The organism is Nitrospira sp. (genome assembly GCA_015709715.1).
Lineage (GTDB): Bacteria > Nitrospirota > Nitrospiria > Nitrospirales > Nitrospiraceae > Nitrospira_A.
Genome location: CP054184.1, coordinates 2,630,186 through 2,646,245, shown reverse-complemented (window position 1 = coordinate 2,646,245; position 16,060 = coordinate 2,630,186). Strand labels below are relative to the sequence as shown.

At 59.0% G+C, this 16,060-nt stretch carries 20 protein-coding genes and 2 tRNA genes; 12 read left to right on the top strand and 10 right to left on the bottom strand.

Annotated features, from left to right (window positions below):
• Positions 1 to 125 precede the first annotated feature (125 nt).
• The 6 genes from typA to HRU82_12785 all read left to right on the top strand — a co-directional run bounded on the left by typA (position 126) and on the right by HRU82_12785 (position 5,879).
• Entirely contained in the window at positions 126 to 1,982 is a 1,857-nt protein-coding gene (gene typA / locus HRU82_12810; GenBank protein QOJ35766.1) for a translational GTPase TypA, read from the top strand.
• Positions 1,983 to 2,018: 36 nt separating this feature from the next.
• On the top strand, positions 2,019 to 2,780 hold the full coding sequence (locus HRU82_12805) for a hypothetical protein (GenBank protein QOJ35765.1): 762 nt from the start codon (positions 2,019 to 2,021) through the stop codon (positions 2,778 to 2,780).
• Between the two features lie 98 nt (positions 2,781 to 2,878).
• Complete coding sequence (locus HRU82_12800) at positions 2,879 to 3,892, top strand: IS30 family transposase (GenBank protein QOJ35764.1); 1,014 nt, start codon at positions 2,879 to 2,881, stop codon at positions 3,890 to 3,892.
• Between the two features lie 134 nt (positions 3,893 to 4,026).
• Positions 4,027 to 4,497 (top strand): peroxiredoxin, encoded by a 471-nt coding sequence (locus tag HRU82_12795; GenBank protein ID QOJ35763.1) that lies wholly within the window; start codon positions 4,027 to 4,029, stop codon positions 4,495 to 4,497.
• 80 nt (positions 4,498 to 4,577) lie between these two features.
• Positions 4,578 to 4,910 carry a thioredoxin family protein gene (locus tag HRU82_12790; GenBank protein ID QOJ35762.1) on the top strand — a complete coding sequence of 111 codons (333 nt, stop codon included), beginning with the start codon at positions 4,578 to 4,580 and terminating at the stop codon, positions 4,908 to 4,910.
• A 96-nt stretch (positions 4,911 to 5,006) separates the two neighbouring features.
• Positions 5,007 to 5,879 (top strand): SUMF1/EgtB/PvdO family nonheme iron enzyme, encoded by an 873-nt coding sequence (locus tag HRU82_12785; protein QOJ35761.1) that lies wholly within the window; start codon positions 5,007 to 5,009, stop codon positions 5,877 to 5,879.
• Here HRU82_12785 and HRU82_12780 read toward each other — a convergent pair.
• Both HRU82_12780 and HRU82_12775 read right to left on the bottom strand, forming a co-directional pair.
• On the bottom strand, positions 5,876 to 6,622 hold the full coding sequence (locus HRU82_12780; GenBank protein QOJ35760.1) for an OmpA family protein: 747 nt from the start codon (positions 6,620 to 6,622) through the stop codon (positions 5,876 to 5,878). The genes HRU82_12785 and HRU82_12780 overlap by 4 nt on opposite strands.
• Before the next feature lies 1 nt (position 6,623).
• Positions 6,624 to 7,868 carry a hypothetical protein gene (locus HRU82_12775; protein ID QOJ35759.1) on the bottom strand — a complete coding sequence of 415 codons (1,245 nt, stop codon included), beginning with the start codon at positions 7,866 to 7,868 and terminating at the stop codon, positions 6,624 to 6,626.
• 278 nt (positions 7,869 to 8,146) lie between these two features.
• On the opposite strand from HRU82_12775, the gene HRU82_12770 reads away from it, so the two are divergent.
• On the top strand, positions 8,147 to 8,473 hold the full coding sequence (locus HRU82_12770; GenBank protein ID QOJ35758.1) for a hypothetical protein: 327 nt from the start codon (positions 8,147 to 8,149) through the stop codon (positions 8,471 to 8,473).
• A gap of 79 nt (positions 8,474 to 8,552) precedes the next feature.
• Here the strand turns inward: HRU82_12770 and HRU82_12765 are convergent, their stop codons facing one another.
• From HRU82_12765 to HRU82_12735, 7 genes are all read right to left on the bottom strand, one after another.
• Positions 8,553 to 9,305 carry a 6-carboxytetrahydropterin synthase gene (locus HRU82_12765; GenBank protein ID QOJ35757.1) on the bottom strand — a complete coding sequence of 251 codons (753 nt, stop codon included), beginning with the start codon at positions 9,303 to 9,305 and terminating at the stop codon, positions 8,553 to 8,555.
• A gap of 11 nt (positions 9,306 to 9,316) precedes the next feature.
• Entirely contained in the window at positions 9,317 to 9,988 is a 672-nt protein-coding gene (locus HRU82_12760) for a DUF3501 family protein (protein QOJ35756.1), read from the bottom strand.
• Positions 9,948 to 11,237, bottom strand: a complete 1,290-nt coding sequence (locus tag HRU82_12755) for a Fe-S oxidoreductase (protein QOJ35755.1) — start codon at positions 11,235 to 11,237, stop codon at positions 9,948 to 9,950. The genes HRU82_12760 and HRU82_12755 overlap by 41 nt, the downstream gene beginning before the upstream one ends.
• 101 nt (positions 11,238 to 11,338) lie before the next feature.
• Entirely contained in the window at positions 11,339 to 11,764 is a 426-nt protein-coding gene (locus HRU82_12750) for a rubrerythrin (protein QOJ35754.1), read from the bottom strand.
• A 60-nt stretch (positions 11,765 to 11,824) separates the two neighbouring features.
• A complete protein-coding gene (locus HRU82_12745; GenBank protein QOJ35753.1) occupies positions 11,825 to 12,244 on the bottom strand; it encodes a transcriptional repressor in 420 nt (139 codons plus the stop codon).
• 117 nt (positions 12,245 to 12,361) lie between these two features.
• The gene (gene rfbC / locus HRU82_12740; GenBank protein QOJ35752.1) at positions 12,362 to 12,919 is read right to left on the bottom strand and encodes a dTDP-4-dehydrorhamnose 3,5-epimerase; all 558 of its coding nucleotides are present in this window, start codon (positions 12,917 to 12,919) and stop codon (positions 12,362 to 12,364) included.
• A gap of 234 nt (positions 12,920 to 13,153) precedes the next feature.
• Entirely contained in the window at positions 13,154 to 13,549 is a 396-nt protein-coding gene (locus HRU82_12735; GenBank protein QOJ35751.1) for a hypothetical protein, read from the bottom strand.
• 116 nt (positions 13,550 to 13,665) lie between these two features.
• On the opposite strand from HRU82_12735, the gene HRU82_12730 reads away from it, so the two are divergent.
• Complete coding sequence (locus tag HRU82_12730; GenBank protein QOJ35750.1) at positions 13,666 to 13,920, top strand: MoaD/ThiS family protein; 255 nt, start codon at positions 13,666 to 13,668, stop codon at positions 13,918 to 13,920.
• 93 nt (positions 13,921 to 14,013) lie between these two features.
• Here HRU82_12730 and HRU82_12725 read toward each other — a convergent pair whose 3' ends face one another.
• Positions 14,014 to 14,301, bottom strand: coding sequence for an HU family DNA-binding protein (locus HRU82_12725; GenBank protein QOJ35749.1), 288 nt, complete (start codon positions 14,299 to 14,301; stop codon positions 14,014 to 14,016).
• Between the two features lie 295 nt (positions 14,302 to 14,596).
• Here HRU82_12725 and HRU82_12720 point away from each other — a divergent pair, with 295 nt between their 5' ends.
• The 4 genes from HRU82_12720 (at position 14,597) to HRU82_12705 (ending at position 16,032) form a co-directional block, all read left to right on the top strand.
• Positions 14,597 to 15,154: a hypothetical protein gene (locus HRU82_12720; GenBank protein ID QOJ35748.1), complete on the top strand. Its 558-nt coding sequence runs from the start codon at positions 14,597 to 14,599 to the stop codon at positions 15,152 to 15,154.
• Between the two features lie 5 nt (positions 15,155 to 15,159).
• Complete coding sequence (locus tag HRU82_12715) at positions 15,160 to 15,789, top strand: YkgJ family cysteine cluster protein (protein QOJ35747.1); 630 nt, start codon at positions 15,160 to 15,162, stop codon at positions 15,787 to 15,789.
• A 47-nt stretch (positions 15,790 to 15,836) separates the two neighbouring features.
• Positions 15,837 to 15,912, top strand: a tRNA-Arg gene (locus tag HRU82_12710).
• A 44-nt stretch (positions 15,913 to 15,956) separates the two neighbouring features.
• Positions 15,957 to 16,032: transfer RNA gene (locus tag HRU82_12705), tRNA-Lys, on the top strand.
• Positions 16,033 to 16,060 lie beyond the last annotated feature (28 nt).

The following is a 16,060-nucleotide window of genomic DNA, read 5'->3' as shown; positions in this document are numbered from 1 at the left end:
CTCAAGCAAGGACGCTCCGACTTGAAACAGAGCTTCGCTTGTGCCGGATCAGAAATTTCGGGTATACTGCAGCCCGACGCCTCACTGGTGAGGCGTCTTTTTTTTGACCGCGAGACGACCACACCATGACACAACTACGCGCTCCCCACGACCGCCGCTCCGACATTCGCAATATCGCCATCATCGCCCACGTGGACCATGGGAAAACGACCCTCGTCGACGCCCTGCTCCGCCAGACGCGAGTGCACCGAAAGATCGAGGACATGGGCGAACGCATCATGGACTCCATGGACCAGGAGCGCGAGCGCGGCATTACGATTCGCGCGAAGAACGCCAGCGTCACCTACAAGGACGTCAAGATCAACATTGTCGATACCCCGGGCCATGCGGACTTCGGCGGCGAGGTCGAGCGGACATTGCGCATGGTGGACGGCGTGCTGCTCCTGGTCGATGCGAAGGAAGGGCCCATGCCGCAGACCACTTTCGTGCTGCGGAAAGCGCTGGCCCTCGGACACAAGGCAATCGTCGTCATCAACAAAATCGACCGGCCCGACGCCGTGATCGACGACGTCGTGAACCGCACGTTCGACCTCTTCGTACACCTGGGGGCAACCGATGAGCAACTCGACTTTCCCATCGTCTACACGTCGGCTCTCAAAGGCGTCGCAACGTTGGACGTGAACAAACCGGGGAACGACATTACGCCGCTGCTCGATACGATCCTGGACAAAATTCCCCCACCAGCCATCACTCGTGATGCCCCACTGCAAATCCTGGTATTGGCCCTGACGTATGATTCCTATAAAGGCAAGATGGGAATCGGCAAGATTCAATCCGGCTCCATTGCACGACGCCAAAATGTCGCCACCCTCACGAAAGACGGCGGTCAGGTCGCGGGACGCATCTCTGACCTTTCGGTTTTCTCCGGTCTGGAGCGCACCGACATCGAGCAGGCGGACGCCGGAGAAATCGTGGCCGTCTCCGGCCTCGATGAGGTGAACATCGGCGACACGATCGCCGACGCAACCAATCCGGTCGCGCTGCCTCGCGTAACGATCGACGAGCCGACCGTGCAGATGACCTTCTCCGTCAACAATAGTCCCTTTGCCGGAAAAGAAGGCAAGTTCCTCACCTCGCGTCACCTCCGGGAACGCCTGTTTCGTGAACTGGAAACCAACGTCTCCCTGCGCGTCCAGGAGACCGACAGCGCCGACCGTTTCCTGGTCGCCGGACGCGGCGAACTCCATCTCGGTGTTCTGATCGAACAAATGCGCCGCGAAGGGTATGAGCTACAGATCTCGCAACCCGAAGTCATTCTGCACCGCGACGGCGATAGTGTGACGGAGCCGTACGAAGACCTGACGGTGCAGGTGCCGTCGGAATATCAGGGCCCCGTCATCGAAGAAATCGGCAAACGCAAGGGTGAACTTCGACACATGAAGCTCGTGCACTCCGAAGGCACGGCGAGCGAGATGCACATCGAGTATCACATCCCCACCAGGGGAATCATCGGGCTGAAAAACATACTCCTGGCCAAGACACGCGGCACCGTGATTTTGCACCACGTCTTCTCGGGTTATGCGCCAGCCGACGAAAAGGCTCTGTTGGTGGCCCCTCACGGATCGCTGGTGGCCTTTGAAGCCGGAACCAGCACGGCCTACGCGCTGTTCATGACGCAGGAACGAGGCGAGTTATTCATCGGTCCTGGGGTCGAGGTCTACCAAGGCATGGTGGTGGGCCAGAATAGCCGGGACGAAGACTTGGATGTGAACGTCTGCAAACAGAAGCAGCTCACGAACATGCGTGCCGCAGGTTCGGACGAAGCCCTGGTGTTGACGCCGCCGCGTGAAATGACCTTGGAATTCGCCATGGAATATATCGGCCCGGATGAACTCGTCGAGGTCACCCCGAAAAGCCTCCGCCTTCGAAAGCGGCTCCTGAACCCGGAGGATCGCCGCAAAGCGAAAAAGAGCGCCAAGTAAGCCCATGGCTCATCCAGGCACTCTCTCGGGGCCGAGATGAAAATTCGGAAAAAGGCGCCGAAGCCGGCCCTCACCAAGCCACCGCTCTATCTCATCGGCTACCGCGGCACGGCGCCTCCCATCGAGGAACTGAAGGCCTGGTACGACCTCCACTACGGCGGCCCCCTCCTCGGCCAGGAAGGGAGCGGCAGCCCCACTCTAATCGTTCGCCATGGTCCATGGCAGGCTCACATCGCGACCAAGCTTCCGGAAGCGAATGCCGCCGAATGGCATCGTCTCCTGGCCTGGGGGCATCAGGCGCTTGGAACGGTGGCTCCTACCGCTGTTGGACCCGGTATCATTGTAGATACGATCCTGCTCACAGCCAGGCTCGCTCGTGGACTGACGCTGCTGACCCAGGGCACTGCGTTTGACCTCACCTGTCACGACTATCTAAATCCATCAGACTGGCAGGATCGGCCGCTCAACATGTTCATGATACAAGACCATGTGAGTATCCGACACCAGGAAACAGAGGACGGAGCAGCCGATTGGTTCTACACGTTGGGGCTCACGAAATTCGGTCTCGACGAACTGGAATTGATTCAACCGCGGGGATTGCCCGAACGTGAGACCATCGAGCTTCTCCTGTCGGCGGTCGACGAAGTCCAGCGCGGAGGGCACAACCCCAAGGTCGGACAGAACCTGGACCTTCCCGACCTCGCACAGACGGTTCGGATCGTCAAACACCGGACTGCCGCCCCGACCGGCCAGATGCGCGCGTTCCGGCAGATCGCAGACGTCTCCATCGAAGGATGATCCCGGCGCTCACTCTCATCGACTTAAGCTGCTGTTTTGCAACTTGAGGTCTAACTCCAAGTGCAACACTGCCAGCCCGAATGGGCTACGGTGTTGCCATGCACACGAGAGCGTACACACACCTGAGTGCTGAAGAGCGTGAGACGTTGAGTCTGGGGCTGACCCATGGCCATTCGCTCCGAACAATGGCGCGGATCTTGGGACGAGCCCCGAGCACCGTGAGCCGCGAGGTAGCCCGGAACACCACACGCGGCTGTCCCTATCGGGCCTGTACAGCGCAGCGCCACGCAGGCATCCGAGCGCATCACCCACGGCGGCTTCGAAAACTCCTCGACCCGTGGTTGTGGCAGTACGTCCAGCGGCATCTGGCGGCAGGGTGCTCGCCCGAGCAGATTGCTGGACGCCTCCGCCGCATGTATCCTGACGACATGAGGAAGCGGCTGTCTGCCGAAACCATCTATGCGGGCCTGTACGTGCTGCCACGTGGCGCCTTGCGGACCGAATTGTTGGCGGCCCTGCGTCAGGCACGCAAGACGCGTCGGCCGCGCGCACGGGGGGCCGACCGCCGCGGCCAGATTCCCAACATGACCCCGATTGCCGCACGCCCTGCTGAAGTGGCGACCCGGACGGTGCCCGGACACTGGGAAGGCGACTTGCTCAAAGGTGCTCGCAATAGATCGGCCGTTGGCACCCTGGTTGAGCGGACTACTCGCCTGGTCTTGTTGGCGAAAATGGAGGGCACCGATGCCGAGAGGGCCTATCGCGGGTTCTCCAAGAAGCTTCGGCACGTGCCAGCCGCGCTGCGCTCCACCCTGACCTATGATCGGGGCAAAGAGATGGCCGCTCACGAACGGTTGGCGAAGCGTCTGACGATCCGTATCTTTTTTGCCGATCCCCATTGCCCCTGGCAACGGGGAACCAACGAGAATACGAACGGACTCCTGCGTCAGTATTTGCCGAAGGGCACCGATCTGTCGCGCTATACCCAACGGGAATTGAACGCCATCGCCTATCGGCTGAACACCCGCCCACGGAAATGTCTCCACTTTGCCACGCCCCTGGAGGTCTATGCGCAGCTGCGCCATCATTCACCCGTTGCACTTGGAACTTGAAACCGCCCAATCAAAAAATCGTCTGATTCCGCCTTTCCTTAGGTCTTCTGGTCCCGTTGACAAGGTTTTTCCGGGCGTGGTACCACCAAGAGGTTTGCGCAGGATCGGTATGTCAACCCAGGAGGAGGATTGCAATGAGTGATGTAGCTGCAGAAATCAAGGTCGGCGACACCGCGCCGGATTTCACATTAAAAGATCAAGACCAGAAAGACGTCAAACTGAGCGACTTCCGAGGGAAGAAGAATGTCGTGCTGGCATTCTATCCTCTCGATTGGAGCCCGGTCTGTCAGGGTGAGAACAAGTGCCTCACCGACGACTTTCCGCAATTCCAAAATGCCAATGCCGAACTCTTCGGCATCAGCTGCGACAGTTTTTTTTCTCACAAGGCATGGGCGGACTCCCTGGAACTGAAGCATCGTCTGCTTTCCGATTTCAATCGCGAAGTTGTGAAGAAGTACGGCCTGTACTTCGAGCCGCTGAACTGCGGTAAGCGCGCCACCGTCATCGTCGACAAGAACGGCAAGGTGGCCTATGTGAAGGTTCAGGAAATCAAGGTGGCCCGGGATGACAAAGACATCCTCGCCGCCCTCTCCAAGCTGAGCTAACCACTGGGATTGTGGGCCGAGCGGTGGGTGCACAAGGATCCTTCGCTCGGTCCCAATCTTATGCGAAGGAGAGAGACGGCATGAACGGCACAGTGCAGGACGTCCGAGACGAGAACTACAAGGAATTCACCGAGAGCGACGGCGCGGTCATCGCGTACGGTCTTGCCACCTGTGAACCCTGCAAACAATACGACCCTATCTTGGAAGACATCGCCGCCAAATTTCCGACCGTGAAGATCGGTAAGGCCAAGATGCATGTCCCTGGTCGCTGTCGCGAGATCAAGAAAACCCACACCTTCGAGACCTATCCCACCACGCACTTTTTTCTGCGAGGACAACTCCTCCTGACGAGAGAAGGCGTCATCCAGCCGGCAGAACTCTCCGCCCTCATCTCCGATCACCTGCTCAAATAAAGAACCGTCAGCTGGCCCCACTTCTTCCCTCTCACGCGTTACAATGCCGTAGACAGCTTCGTACTTGCGCCCCACGGTGGGCAGAAGGATACGCCTATGCGTGAAGTCAGGATACGCCTTTTTTCCATAGCCGTTGCGAGCGCTTTCCTGATCACCGCTCAAGCCGGCGCCGCCGAACCGAGACTTCCAGTTCCTCGTCCCGATCTCACGGACCGACATCTGATCGCCGGCACACAAATCACGGCGGCCCAACTCGATTCGCGGAACGCCGTTCCCATGGTGGGTATCCCAGCAGGGGAGTTGGCGATGGGGAGTGACCGAGGCGATGACGACGAGCAGCCAGTCCATCGCATAGTCATCAAAGCGTTTTATCTCGATGCCTTTGAAGTGACCGTCTCCCGCTATGCCGAGTTTCTGGCCTCACAAAAACCAGACCCGCCGTTCAAGTGGAACGAAGCTCTCGCAGGTCCACATGGCAACAAACCGGTGACAGGCGTCGACTGGTACGACGCCCGCGACTATTGTCGGTGGGTAGGCAAACGGTTGCCGACGGAAGCAGAGTGGGAAATGGCGGCGCGGGGAACCGAAGGCCGGCTCTATCCCTGGGGAGATGAACACCCGACCAAAGGCCACGTCAACGCCGGCCAAACCAAGTGGCGAGGGTATGACACCTTGACTAATGTGGGTCGGTACGAATTAGGGAAAAGCCGAAGCGGAGTCTACGATCTTGCGGGGAACCTCTGGGAGTGGGTCGCCGACTGGTACGACCCGGCCTACTACCAGTACAGCCCTCGGGACAACCCTCCCGGCCCCTCCGTCGGTCCGCTCAAGGTCATGCGGGGAGGCGCCTGGAACAACGATGCCAAATCCATCCGATCGACGAATCGCGCGGGCTATACCCCGGATGCCAGGCGGAACGACGTGGGGTTTCGCTGCGCGAAGGATGCGCCCAACCAGAGCACTCGCTAATACAGGCCGGAGACGAACGCCTGGCCGTTGCTGGTCCCGAGAGGTCGACCCATGTCGGCCGGTTCTGCCGCAGAGCGGAGACGGATTTTGAACACTACCCGTCGGCTCTTTTCCCGATCAGGCAGGTGCCATTCATCGACGATGAGATCTTGGCGCCCCCGCCCGCTCGCCGACGTCTTTTCGTGAAAGCAGCGATAGGCCCAAGGCGCTCGTTCCTTGATGACCTGCAACCCCTTGCCCATCACGCTCAGCGAACGCTCTTGGCTCAGTTTCAGATTGTAGATATCCGACCCTCGATCATCGGTGTGGCCTTCGATGACCAAGGACTCGATACGGTCCCGCAATGCACCGCAGAGCACACCCGCATAGGTCGGCATGGCCTCCGTCAAAAACCGATCAGCCGAGAGGGACAACGTTCCCTTTCCAAACTCAAAATTGAGCAAGGCCTCCGGCACGACGATCCGCACCACGTCGCGATCACCCGGATCTGCTTCCAGAGACAGGTTGAACCGTTGGAAATGTTCGCGGAGCGCTCCCTTGATGTCGTCGGTCGTGGTCCGCGCGAGCGGTTGCGCCGGCGGCGGAACCGGGACCTTGGCCTGCGATTCCGTTTCAGATACCTTGGTCACATAGGCACTGAAGAGCAGAATAAAGATGACCGCCAGCGAGGTCATGAGATCGGTCACACCGATGGTGAGGGTAGAGGTATGGTCGCTCCCCTGCGTCGTCGGATCGTGGTTCATCTCAGATGACACCTTTCATTTCCGTACCTTGACGCCAATTGGCGAACCAGCGAAGCCCCACCATGCCGGCCTCCGGGGCGGGCTCCTCCTCGTCGAAGCCGGCTTTCACTGCAGCCTCTTCAGGCGTCGGGCCAGCGGCCTCTACGACATCCGTCGCACGGCGCTCTCGCTTGAGGTCTTCGACGGAGCGAGCCAGCGTCTGAATCGCCTGATTCAATTCCTGAATCGGCCCCGCCATAGTCTCTTGCATCGCCCGAGACAGTTCCTCCGCCAAACGGTCCGGAACAACCGAGCGCACGCCTCCTTCTCGCCGACTCAGAACCTCCACGGCTTCTCGAAGCGCCGTGACCGTCGGGCTCAGGCGATCACTGAGGGCTCCAGCCAACCGGTCGCCGAGATCCGGAGAGCCCGGCACCAAGACAGGGTTTGAGGTCGGACCAACCCCACTGCCGTGGCCGGGCGTGAAATTCTCCAGCATCTGTTCCATCGTCTTGCGCGGGAACAGTTCGTCGAGCACGGTGGCAAATTGCTGCTGAGTGGTAGCCAAACGGTGCAACACCGATTTCTCGACGAGGACGAAGAGGTTGGCACAGATGAGGCCGACGATCGACGTGAGGAATTTACCGGCGAGGCTGTTGATCAGACCCTGAATCCCCACAATATGCGATCCGTCCGCATGAAGCTTGCTCAATCCAATGAGGATGGCGAGAAAAGTCAGGAGCAGCCCTAATCCGGTAATCAAGGACGGAAACTGATGGTAGAACGCCAGATTCAGACGGCTCTGGAGAAGGTCACGAGGGAAAAACTCGGCTGCGGACCTCGTGGCGAAGACTCTGGGCTCGATAAACCAGGCGGTGCGTTCGATGACAAACGTCTTGCGAAACCGCAACCATGCCTGCTCCAGTCGAGGTTCTCGACGCAGGGCCTTGTCGAGAGCCTGAAGATCGTCTAAATCGATCCGGTCGGCCTGTGAGCCAGGCTGTTGGGCGGGACGTTTGCTGTCGCTCAAGGCCGGAATCGTCAACCACTGCGACTGAAGGCCCTTGCGCGCAGCGGCAAGGGCGTTCAAGATCGGCCACACACGCGTGTAGCAACTTTGCACCGACGAGACGGCACTGGTCAGACGTCCCACATGCCACAAAAAAAATATCACCAATCCGCAGGAGCCCAACCAGCTTAACAGGGGACTATGGAGACTCCCGAAGAGGGCTACGTCCTGACTGAATAATTCCCAGATTGACATCATCGGGCCGGCACCTCCTACGCGTTGGATGACCGACCTTCTAATTTCAACTTTCACGCCAAAATCAGCTGCGTTCTAAGCACCTGAAACTATGGGCTTACGATGTTTCGATGCGGCAGTCGCATGGCGGGCGCCGGGCAAGAACTGCCGTACGCGAGAAATTTCTGCAGGGTATCATCGAATCCAATGTTCAAATTCCTATCCGACATCGCCGCGGCTACCCGCCCTTGCAGCCGCTCGTCCACTCCTGTCTAATATCCAGACACACCCAACGGGGGAATATGACCATTCCATGGACAGCAGCGCTACAGATCGCGAGGAAGTTGCTCCCTGTCGTGATCGACAAGGCTCCGGACCTCATCAAGACCTTCGAGCGACGCCGCACGCCGACTCCGGCAAACCCTGCCCCTCCGGATCCCGCCATCGCAGCATTGCAAGAGCAGCTCGACGCCCATCAGGAAACCATGCGCGCGCAAGTCGACCGCATCCACCAGCTCCACCTCACGCTGGCCGCTACACAGCGCTCGCTCTCAATGGCGTGGAGCGTGCTTGCAGCAACTGTCCTGCTCTCGGTGTCCCTTGGCGTGATCCTACTGTTTCGATCGTAACGACGGCCGGCCCCGTCGGGTGGCCGGCCTGATGCGGAATGGTGGCAGACGCTTGGAAGCGAGAGGAAGGGCTGCCGGCTCAGCCGGTGTATTCGTAGAAGAGATCTCGCGTCTGAACGAGTTTGACGCCCTGAAGCGTTCCGGCTGGTATCCGAGAAGCGAGGCGATCCCAGATCGTCTTGGCCATGTATTCACCCGTCACGGGAGACGTCGCGAGGACGCTGCGCAGATCCTTTCCCTCAAAGGCCGTCACCACGCGCTCCTGGACCAATCGATCCAAGGCCACGATGTCGGTGACCATCCCGGTGTCCGCATCGATCCGTCCATGAACGGTCACGAACAGATCCCATGTGTGGCCGCGCTGGCCCTCGTGCACGGCCGTGAATGAGTAGCGCCTCGTCACCGAGCCCACCTCAAGGCCAGCCTCCGCCGTCAGATCCGCACAGAGATCCTCGTCTTCGTACAGACAAATCCGCCGGAGCGTGCCGATATCCCGCTGGGCATCGAGCTTGTCCCAGAGCACACGCGCAAGATTCTCCGAGGTTGGAATTTGCCGCGCAAAATACGGCAAGTCGAGGTTGAGATGCTTGTGGTCGAATTCTTCCAAGACCTGCAGCAACACTTGTTTCAAATCGAAGAGATTGACCACCATGCCGGTCCGCTGGTCCACATCGCCCGCCACCGTCACTTCCAGCATGTAATTGTGCCCATGGCCAGGCTCGTTATTGCAGGCGCCGAAGGTCGCACGGTTTTTCGCGTCGCTCCATTCAGGCCGATGATACCGGTGGGACGCGGCGAATTCGATACGTTTGGTGAGAAGGACGACGGCCATGTGTGTGTACCTTACCCGGCGGCGCCCAAATCCTCAAGCCACTCTTGCCGCATCGCCCACGGCACTTCGGCCTCCGCCTCGTAGCCGGCATGATACACCGTCAAGGCCACACGGGCGGCCTGATCGCCGATCGCGCGGACCATGGATGCGGTCGGACGGAAGCGAACGAAATGCACTGCACTGATCTTGGTTTCATGGCTGTGCCCGCCTTCGAACGCTGCATAGACCACTTCGCCCCCCGCCCGAAGCCCGAGACGTTGGCCGCGGTCCAAACCCATGAATCGATCGAGCCACTCCTTCATCGTCTCTGCATCGGTGAGCTCGATGAGGAGCGTCGCGCTCAATTCCCCTGGCGCCGGAATCAGCGCGTTATACACATCCAGCTCGTCCTGAACCTTCTGGGAGTCCAGGATCCGTTCGACACGAACCATTTCTTGAATTTGGAAGCGCAAGGTCTCGCGATTCTCAAAAACCAACGTGATCTTGTCCCCCAGCGCGATCCTACGCCGACGCTTCAGCGCAATGATCCGTTGCCGGAAGGCATCCCGCTGCCGGTCGTACTCATCCTGGGACAGCACATCTTCTCGCGTGAGGGGTTTCATGGATGTATCGTGGTCCTCGTCATCATCGTGCTGATGGATCTCATCCTGCCGCAGGGGGATCGGCCGGAAGACCATACGCATCCCGAACGATCTGGATGGGATGCCGCACCGCCCTCCCCCCGACGTGAGCGGCGGCCCCGGCCTGGTCGAGTTGCAACCCGGCCAGCGGACAATCGGACGCGACCACATCCGCAGGCGTCTGCTCCACCAGCCTTACCGCCTTCGCGGCGATCTTCATCGAGAGCGGAAAAAACTCCGTCTTGGCCGACCAGGAGCCGTCGTGACCGGAACACTTCTCGATCACCTCGACCTGCGCCCCGGCAGCCTCCATGAGTTCCTTCGACTTGAAGCCGATGTTTTGATCCCGCAGATGGCACGGCACCTGATACGTGACTCGGCCAGGCTTGCGTGTGAAATCTTCCGCCAAGGCTCCCTCACGCTTCAGTCTCATGAGATATTCGCAGACATCATAGGTACGCTCGGATACTCGTTTGGCGTTATCCCCCTCGATCAGGTTCGGATACTCGCGCTTGACCATCAGGCTACAACTCGGAACCGGAATGACCACGTCATATCCGCGATCGATCCATGCGCTCAGCGATGCGACATTGCGCCTGGCCGCGTCCATCATCGCCGCCGTATCCCCGATATCGAACGACGGCATGCCGCAGCAAGACTGATCGGGCAGCGTGATCTCCACGTCGTTTTTCTCCAACACCTGCACCGTGGCCTTTCCGACATCGGTGGCTTGGTAGTTCACCAGACAGCCGGCAAACAACGCCACCTTTCGCGAAGACGACGGTTGTTCAGGCGCCGACCGTTTAGCCCACCAGCCGCTGAAGGTCTCACGCCGGTACGGCAGGACCTGCCGATCCCGATGCACCCCCATCACCGTTTCGAGCAAGGTCCGGAACCACCGCTGCTTCAAGCTCCAGTTGACGAGCGGCGCAACCAAGGCATTGATTCGTCCCAGCAGGTCCGTCTTCGTCAGCAGCCGGTCGCGCCACCTGGTTCCCCGCTCGGTCGCGAGCCGTTTCTTCCAGACCACCATCAATAATGGAAAATCGATACCGTATTGATGCGGCGGCGTGTAGGGACAGTGATTGAAGCAGAGTTTGCAATAGTAGCATTCGTCTACCACACGGCGATGGTCCGCCGGAGTCAGCTTGGCCACATCACTCTCGTACACATCGATTCGATCCAGTAACGTATTGAACGAAGGACAGAGATTGAAGCAGCGGCGGCAGCCGTCGCAGACGTCATAGATCCGAAGGGTTTCCCTCTCAAGTGCCGACGGCTCGATAGGCTGCAGGAGATTCAATGGCTTCACGGGCGGGGTCCTTCTCGTCGCGTGGGGCAGCGGAACGGGTAACGGGCCGGACCTGCCTCCGACCCGCCCTCGTCTCCGCCTGTTCGATCGTGATTCGGAAATTACTGTTTCAAGCTCTCGAGGCCCTTGGCAAAACGATTTGCGTGCGAGCGCTCTGCCTTAGCCAGAGTTTCGAACCACTCGGCGAGTTCCGCGAAACCTTCTTCGCGTGCCGTTTTGGCCATCCCGGGATACATTTGGGTGTATTCGTAGGTTTCACCCTCGATGGCCGACTTCAGATTGGCCTCTGTATTGCCGATAGGCACGCCCGTTGCCGGGTCCCCGACTTCCTTCAGAAAATCCAGGTGACCGAAGGCATGGCCGGTCTCTGCTTCCGACGTGTCCCGGAACAGCCCCCCGACATCGGGATACCCCTCAATATCGGCGCGCCTGGCGAAGTAGAGATATCGCCGGTTGGCTTGCGACTCTCCCGCAAATGCATGTTTCAAATTTTCATGACTCTTCGTCCCCTTCAAACTGTTTCCCATGCGCTCCTCCTTGCAGATGTTGACGGTGAATTGATGAGGCCCGGCGTCAGAAAGTCCGCATCACTGGCACCCGACGCAATACCCTTGAAACTCGACACGATGGCTGAAAATACGGAACCCCTTGGCCTGCTCACGGGGGACGTGCAACTGGTCCAACGCCTCGTCCATCACATCGAGAATCCGATGACAGCCACGGCAGATGAGGTGATGGTGTAGCGTGAGGTTGGCGTCGAACCGCGCCCCATCATGCCCGATATTGACTTCATGGACCAATCCCGCATGACTTAGCGCCCCAAGCGTGTAATAGACCGTGTTACGAGAAATCCTGGGACAGACCCGTCTCACGGTTCGATACAAATCATCGGCAGTCGGGTGGCTGGTGGTCTCGGCCAACGCAGCATAAATGGCCGCCCGCTGGCGAGTGCATCGAATGGCATGCTCACGAAACCGCTCTTTGATTTCCCGCTCGGTTAATTTCATCGCAGCCTAATTTAGGAATCATTCCTAAATAGCACGACGCCTCGACGCACAGCAAGAGCCCTCATGACCACTCCTGTCTCACCGCGATGTCGGCTGAGCTTCTTTCACACCCAGTTTCTACGGACGAATGTATCGAGGCAGCTCTGTGGTCATATCGGTGAGAGACTTATACGCCTGGTCCTTAGCGGACAATAATGGAGCCGTGACCGGCCAGGCGATGCTCAAAGCGGGATCATTCCACACGATCCCTCGCTCATCCTGAGGAGAGTAGAGATCCGTGCATTTATACAGGAAGCCGGCCTCGTCGCTGAGCACACAAAACCCATGGGCGAAGCCAGGCGGCACATACAACTGCCGCATGTTGGTATCGGAAAGTTCGACTCCGTACCATTGCCCGAACGTCGGCGACCCTTGCCTGATGTCCACCGCGACGTCGAAAACCGTGCCCTTAATGACAGTCACCAACTTTCCCTGCGGACGGCCGAGTTGATAGTGCAGGCCCCTCAGAGTCCCGCGAACAGACCAGGAAAAATTATCCTGGACGAATGGTCGATCAATCCCTGCAGCCTCATACCGTGGTTGTCTGTAAAGTTCCACAAATCGTCCGCGAGGATCTCGAAACACATCCGGTTCGATTTGGACCAGGCCCGGCAGGGGCGTGGACGTAATCTGCATGACACCTCCGTGGGTTGGGATGAGCTTGTGCGCGCCCATCATACCCGGTTCCAGGCCAACGGCAAAGCGTCGCCCATTGGAGGTGTAACATAGCGGGATATGCCGGTTCGCGACCTTGCATGTCACAAAAGGACTCGGCCATACTGAGCGCCTATGAGGAGCATAACTGGTCGTTGAAGCGGATGATGAATGTGGTTGGGCCGGATTTTGCGGGAAAGTCCTGTGGAACGAGGGCTAGTCGGGGCCCGCTTGTTCAGGCGGCGGCTCCGGATAGAGCTTCTGTAGTCGGTCGATTAAGGGTTGGGCAGCGGGACTGCTGCTCTGAGTCGGATTGCTCGGCGGATGATCCCACGTGAGCACGGAGATCCCGACCGCGGCGAACGTTTCACGAATGGCCGCAACGAGGGCCTCCAACGTAAGCTCCGTCCCGAACCTCAGGTCGAGAACACGTTTGGGGGGATCGGTCGGCGGTGGTTCCGTGCTCACCAAGGCCCAACAGCGATCGAAGACCTTGCGTCGCACCTCAGCCGGAACATTTAAGGTCGACAATTCAGACGTACACAGGGCCGACACCATGAGAACGAACTGCAAGTCCGGCATTCCAGGGTGCTGAAGATCGAGTGATTGCATGGACTTATTATTCAGGTCGCCCCCTCCCGGAGTCAATCGCCCAGGTTGCGAGGCCACTTCCAAGCTGCACGACAAGGTACTGAAAGGGCACACGCCACATGATTACGATCACACTGATGGGACAACTTCAAACGACAGACGGAGAACGCGACCTGGCCTGCGACCTTCCGGCCCCTCTCACCGTCCGGCAGATCATCCAACGGCAGGGGCGCAGTCTTCGCCACGTACTGCAACTCTTGCGGGAAAAGAAGGTCCTCGTCACCATCAATAAACGTATCGCCAGTGAAGATTCGCTTGTGCAAGACGGCGATGCCTTGCGCTTCGTCGGACATGACGGCGCAGGGGGCAGCGGCCTGTCCCCTTCGTTCTAATCCTTCGAACGACCTCACAAAACACGAAGGCCGGCGCCCCTTCGAGGGAGCGTCGGCCTCGCTGTGCAACAGAGTGATGAGAACGCAGGCTGCTTATTTCTTCCCGAGGATCGCGTCCTTGGCCATCTTGGCAACGCGGAATTTCACCACTCGCTTTGCCGGAATCTTGATCGGCTCGCCCGTCTGAGGATTCCGACCCATGCGCGCCTTGCGGTTGGCCAACACCAGCTTCCCGATGCCGGGCACGACGAAGGCATTCTTGGCCTCGCGATAGGCAAGCGAGGCAAGGTCATCCAACAGCTGTACGGCTGTCTTTTTGGTGATCCCCGCCTTTCCTGCGAGGTGGTCAGCAATCTGCGATTTCGTCATCGACTTGGCCATGCGTTCCTCCCTTTGAACAGCGAATGAAGGTGAACTGATGTGTTCGGTCTATGGACTCGTTTGTGCAGAGGTGGAGCCGGAATTCTGCGTCGGTCAAGCGTGAACAGGCCGAAAACAGGGCGAGAGTGTATCCAAAGCCCTGGGGGCTGTCAAGAGCCGTCCGTGAGAATCGCGGCATCTGGACTGTAGCTCAGCCTCTCCATCAACCAACGGCCTTGCGCCTCGGAAGCGGCAGAGGGTACAGTAAGCCGTCCTAGATCTTTTCGAAACTCGCTCAGAATCAAGAGGCGCGCTCATGGCCAAAGAACTGCCCATCCTTCCTTCGACCGCTCAACCGGCGGAAGGGGCCGCAACGGAAGCGGTCGTTTATTCCAGAGTCTTCTGCAAGAACGAGAATGCCCCTCCGCTTCGGCTCCTCATCGATTTTTTGAAATCTCGGGGACAACTCCCCATCCTTCCAGCCGACATGGACGACGCCTTGCTGGATGAATGGGCCTGGGTACAGATCACGTTGAGTTATGCCCGGGAACGGAAGCCGATTCACGTGTTCTGCGTCCGTGACCGGGGTTCGTACAAAGACGTATTCGAGCAGGAGCAAACGCAGTTTCTCGAGACGCTGTCTTCGTACGACGACATCGAAGCCACTTTGGCCCAAGAACACGTGCGCCGTGCCCGATTCATTCTCACCACCCGCATGATCGAGGCAGACGTAAATGAGGACGGTTACGACTTCAACGGTTGGATCCTGGAGTTTTTCCAAGAACATTGCAACGGTATCGTCCAGATCGACGGACAGGGGTTTTTCTCCCCGAAGGGCGAGCTGATCGTCGACCTGTCCGTGCCTCAGGAGTAACGGCGATGGGGGCGCCGCCGGCCTCTCCAGCCCCCTTACCTCTCTTCCAGCAAGCGGAACAGTGGTTCCAGCGCGCTCACGCCGCTCTTCTCGAAACGCTCCCCTGCTCGCGCGGATGCTCCCACTGCTGTATCGGTCCGTTCCCCATCACGTGCCTGGATGCGCTCGAACTCCAGCACGGACTTCAGACTCTCCCAGAACCCAAACGCCTCAGGATCGTCGCCACGGCACGCCGCCAGGTTGAGCTGCTCGAAACGGCATACCCCGCACTCCGCAGCACCCCTTCATTGGATAAGTGGCGCGACGAGGCGATTGATATCATGGTCGAACGATTTTCCGATCTCCCCTGCCCGGCCCTTTCGACGGACGGCAGTTGTTGCATATATCGATTCCGCCCCTTCACCTGCCGAACGATGGGTATTCCGACTGAAGCCGGCGGCACGGTGGCAGGCGCTTGTACGGTCCAAACAGCGGTGCCTATCCTGCGACTTTCCGCAGCTCTACGGCAGGAGGAACGACTACTCTCGACAGAAGAGTCGGTATGCTTGTCGATCCTCACCCAGACCCAGCGGACAAGCGGCGAAGAGATTCTGCTTCCTTACGGTTTCTTGGTGAGCCTCGACACCACTCCCTAGACATCGACAGAAATGCTGTGTTAATGTGACGGGTCTGTTCGGCTGGAGCGCCTGTAGCTCAGTGGATAGAGCATCAGCCTCCGGAGCTGAGGGCCACAGGTTCAAATCCTGTCAGGCGCGCCATTCACTCCGTCAGGCACTCGCATTCGACAACACACATACCGGTGGGGCCGTTAGCTCAGTTGGTAGAGCAGCTGACTCTTAATCAGCGGGCCGTAGGTTCGACCCCTACACGGCCCACCAAACTCTCGCTGAATGTTTTCAGTCATTC

Excerpts from the sequence above, each read along its gene's own strand:
- HRU82_12770 (QOJ35758.1), top strand. The coding sequence starts at position 8,147 with ATGACCATTCCATGGACAGCAGCGCTACAGATCGCGAGGAAGTTGCTC.
- HRU82_12735 (QOJ35751.1), bottom strand. The coding sequence starts at position 13,549 with ATGCAATCACTCGATCTTCAGCACCCTGGAATGCCGGACTTGCAGTTC.
- HRU82_12730 (QOJ35750.1), top strand. The coding sequence starts at position 13,666 with ATGGGACAACTTCAAACGACAGACGGAGAACGCGACCTGGCCTGCGAC.
- HRU82_12725 (QOJ35749.1), bottom strand. The coding sequence starts at position 14,301 with ATGGCCAAGTCGATGACGAAATCGCAGATTGCTGACCACCTCGCAGGA.
- HRU82_12785 (QOJ35761.1), top strand. The coding sequence starts at position 5,007 with ATGCGTGAAGTCAGGATACGCCTTTTTTCCATAGCCGTTGCGAGCGCT.
- typA (QOJ35766.1), top strand. The coding sequence starts at position 126 with ATGACACAACTACGCGCTCCCCACGACCGCCGCTCCGACATTCGCAAT.
- HRU82_12795 (QOJ35763.1), top strand. The coding sequence starts at position 4,027 with ATGAGTGATGTAGCTGCAGAAATCAAGGTCGGCGACACCGCGCCGGAT.
- HRU82_12790 (QOJ35762.1), top strand. The coding sequence starts at position 4,578 with ATGAACGGCACAGTGCAGGACGTCCGAGACGAGAACTACAAGGAATTC.
- rfbC (QOJ35752.1), bottom strand. The coding sequence starts at position 12,919 with ATGCAGATTACGTCCACGCCCCTGCCGGGCCTGGTCCAAATCGAACCG.
- HRU82_12805 (QOJ35765.1), top strand. The coding sequence starts at position 2,019 with ATGAAAATTCGGAAAAAGGCGCCGAAGCCGGCCCTCACCAAGCCACCG.
- HRU82_12800 (QOJ35764.1), top strand. The coding sequence starts at position 2,879 with ATGCACACGAGAGCGTACACACACCTGAGTGCTGAAGAGCGTGAGACG.
- HRU82_12715 (QOJ35747.1), top strand. The coding sequence starts at position 15,160 with ATGGGGGCGCCGCCGGCCTCTCCAGCCCCCTTACCTCTCTTCCAGCAA.
- HRU82_12765 (QOJ35757.1), bottom strand. The coding sequence starts at position 9,305 with ATGGCCGTCGTCCTTCTCACCAAACGTATCGAATTCGCCGCGTCCCAC.
- HRU82_12775 (QOJ35759.1), bottom strand. The coding sequence starts at position 7,868 with ATGATGTCAATCTGGGAATTATTCAGTCAGGACGTAGCCCTCTTCGGG.
- HRU82_12780 (QOJ35760.1), bottom strand. The coding sequence starts at position 6,622 with ATGAACCACGATCCGACGACGCAGGGGAGCGACCATACCTCTACCCTC.
- HRU82_12750 (QOJ35754.1), bottom strand. The coding sequence starts at position 11,764 with ATGGGAAACAGTTTGAAGGGGACGAAGAGTCATGAAAATTTGAAACAT.
- HRU82_12760 (QOJ35756.1), bottom strand. The coding sequence starts at position 9,988 with ATGCGTATGGTCTTCCGGCCGATCCCCCTGCGGCAGGATGAGATCCAT.
- HRU82_12720 (QOJ35748.1), top strand. The coding sequence starts at position 14,597 with ATGGCCAAAGAACTGCCCATCCTTCCTTCGACCGCTCAACCGGCGGAA.
- HRU82_12745 (QOJ35753.1), bottom strand. The coding sequence starts at position 12,244 with ATGAAATTAACCGAGCGGGAAATCAAAGAGCGGTTTCGTGAGCATGCC.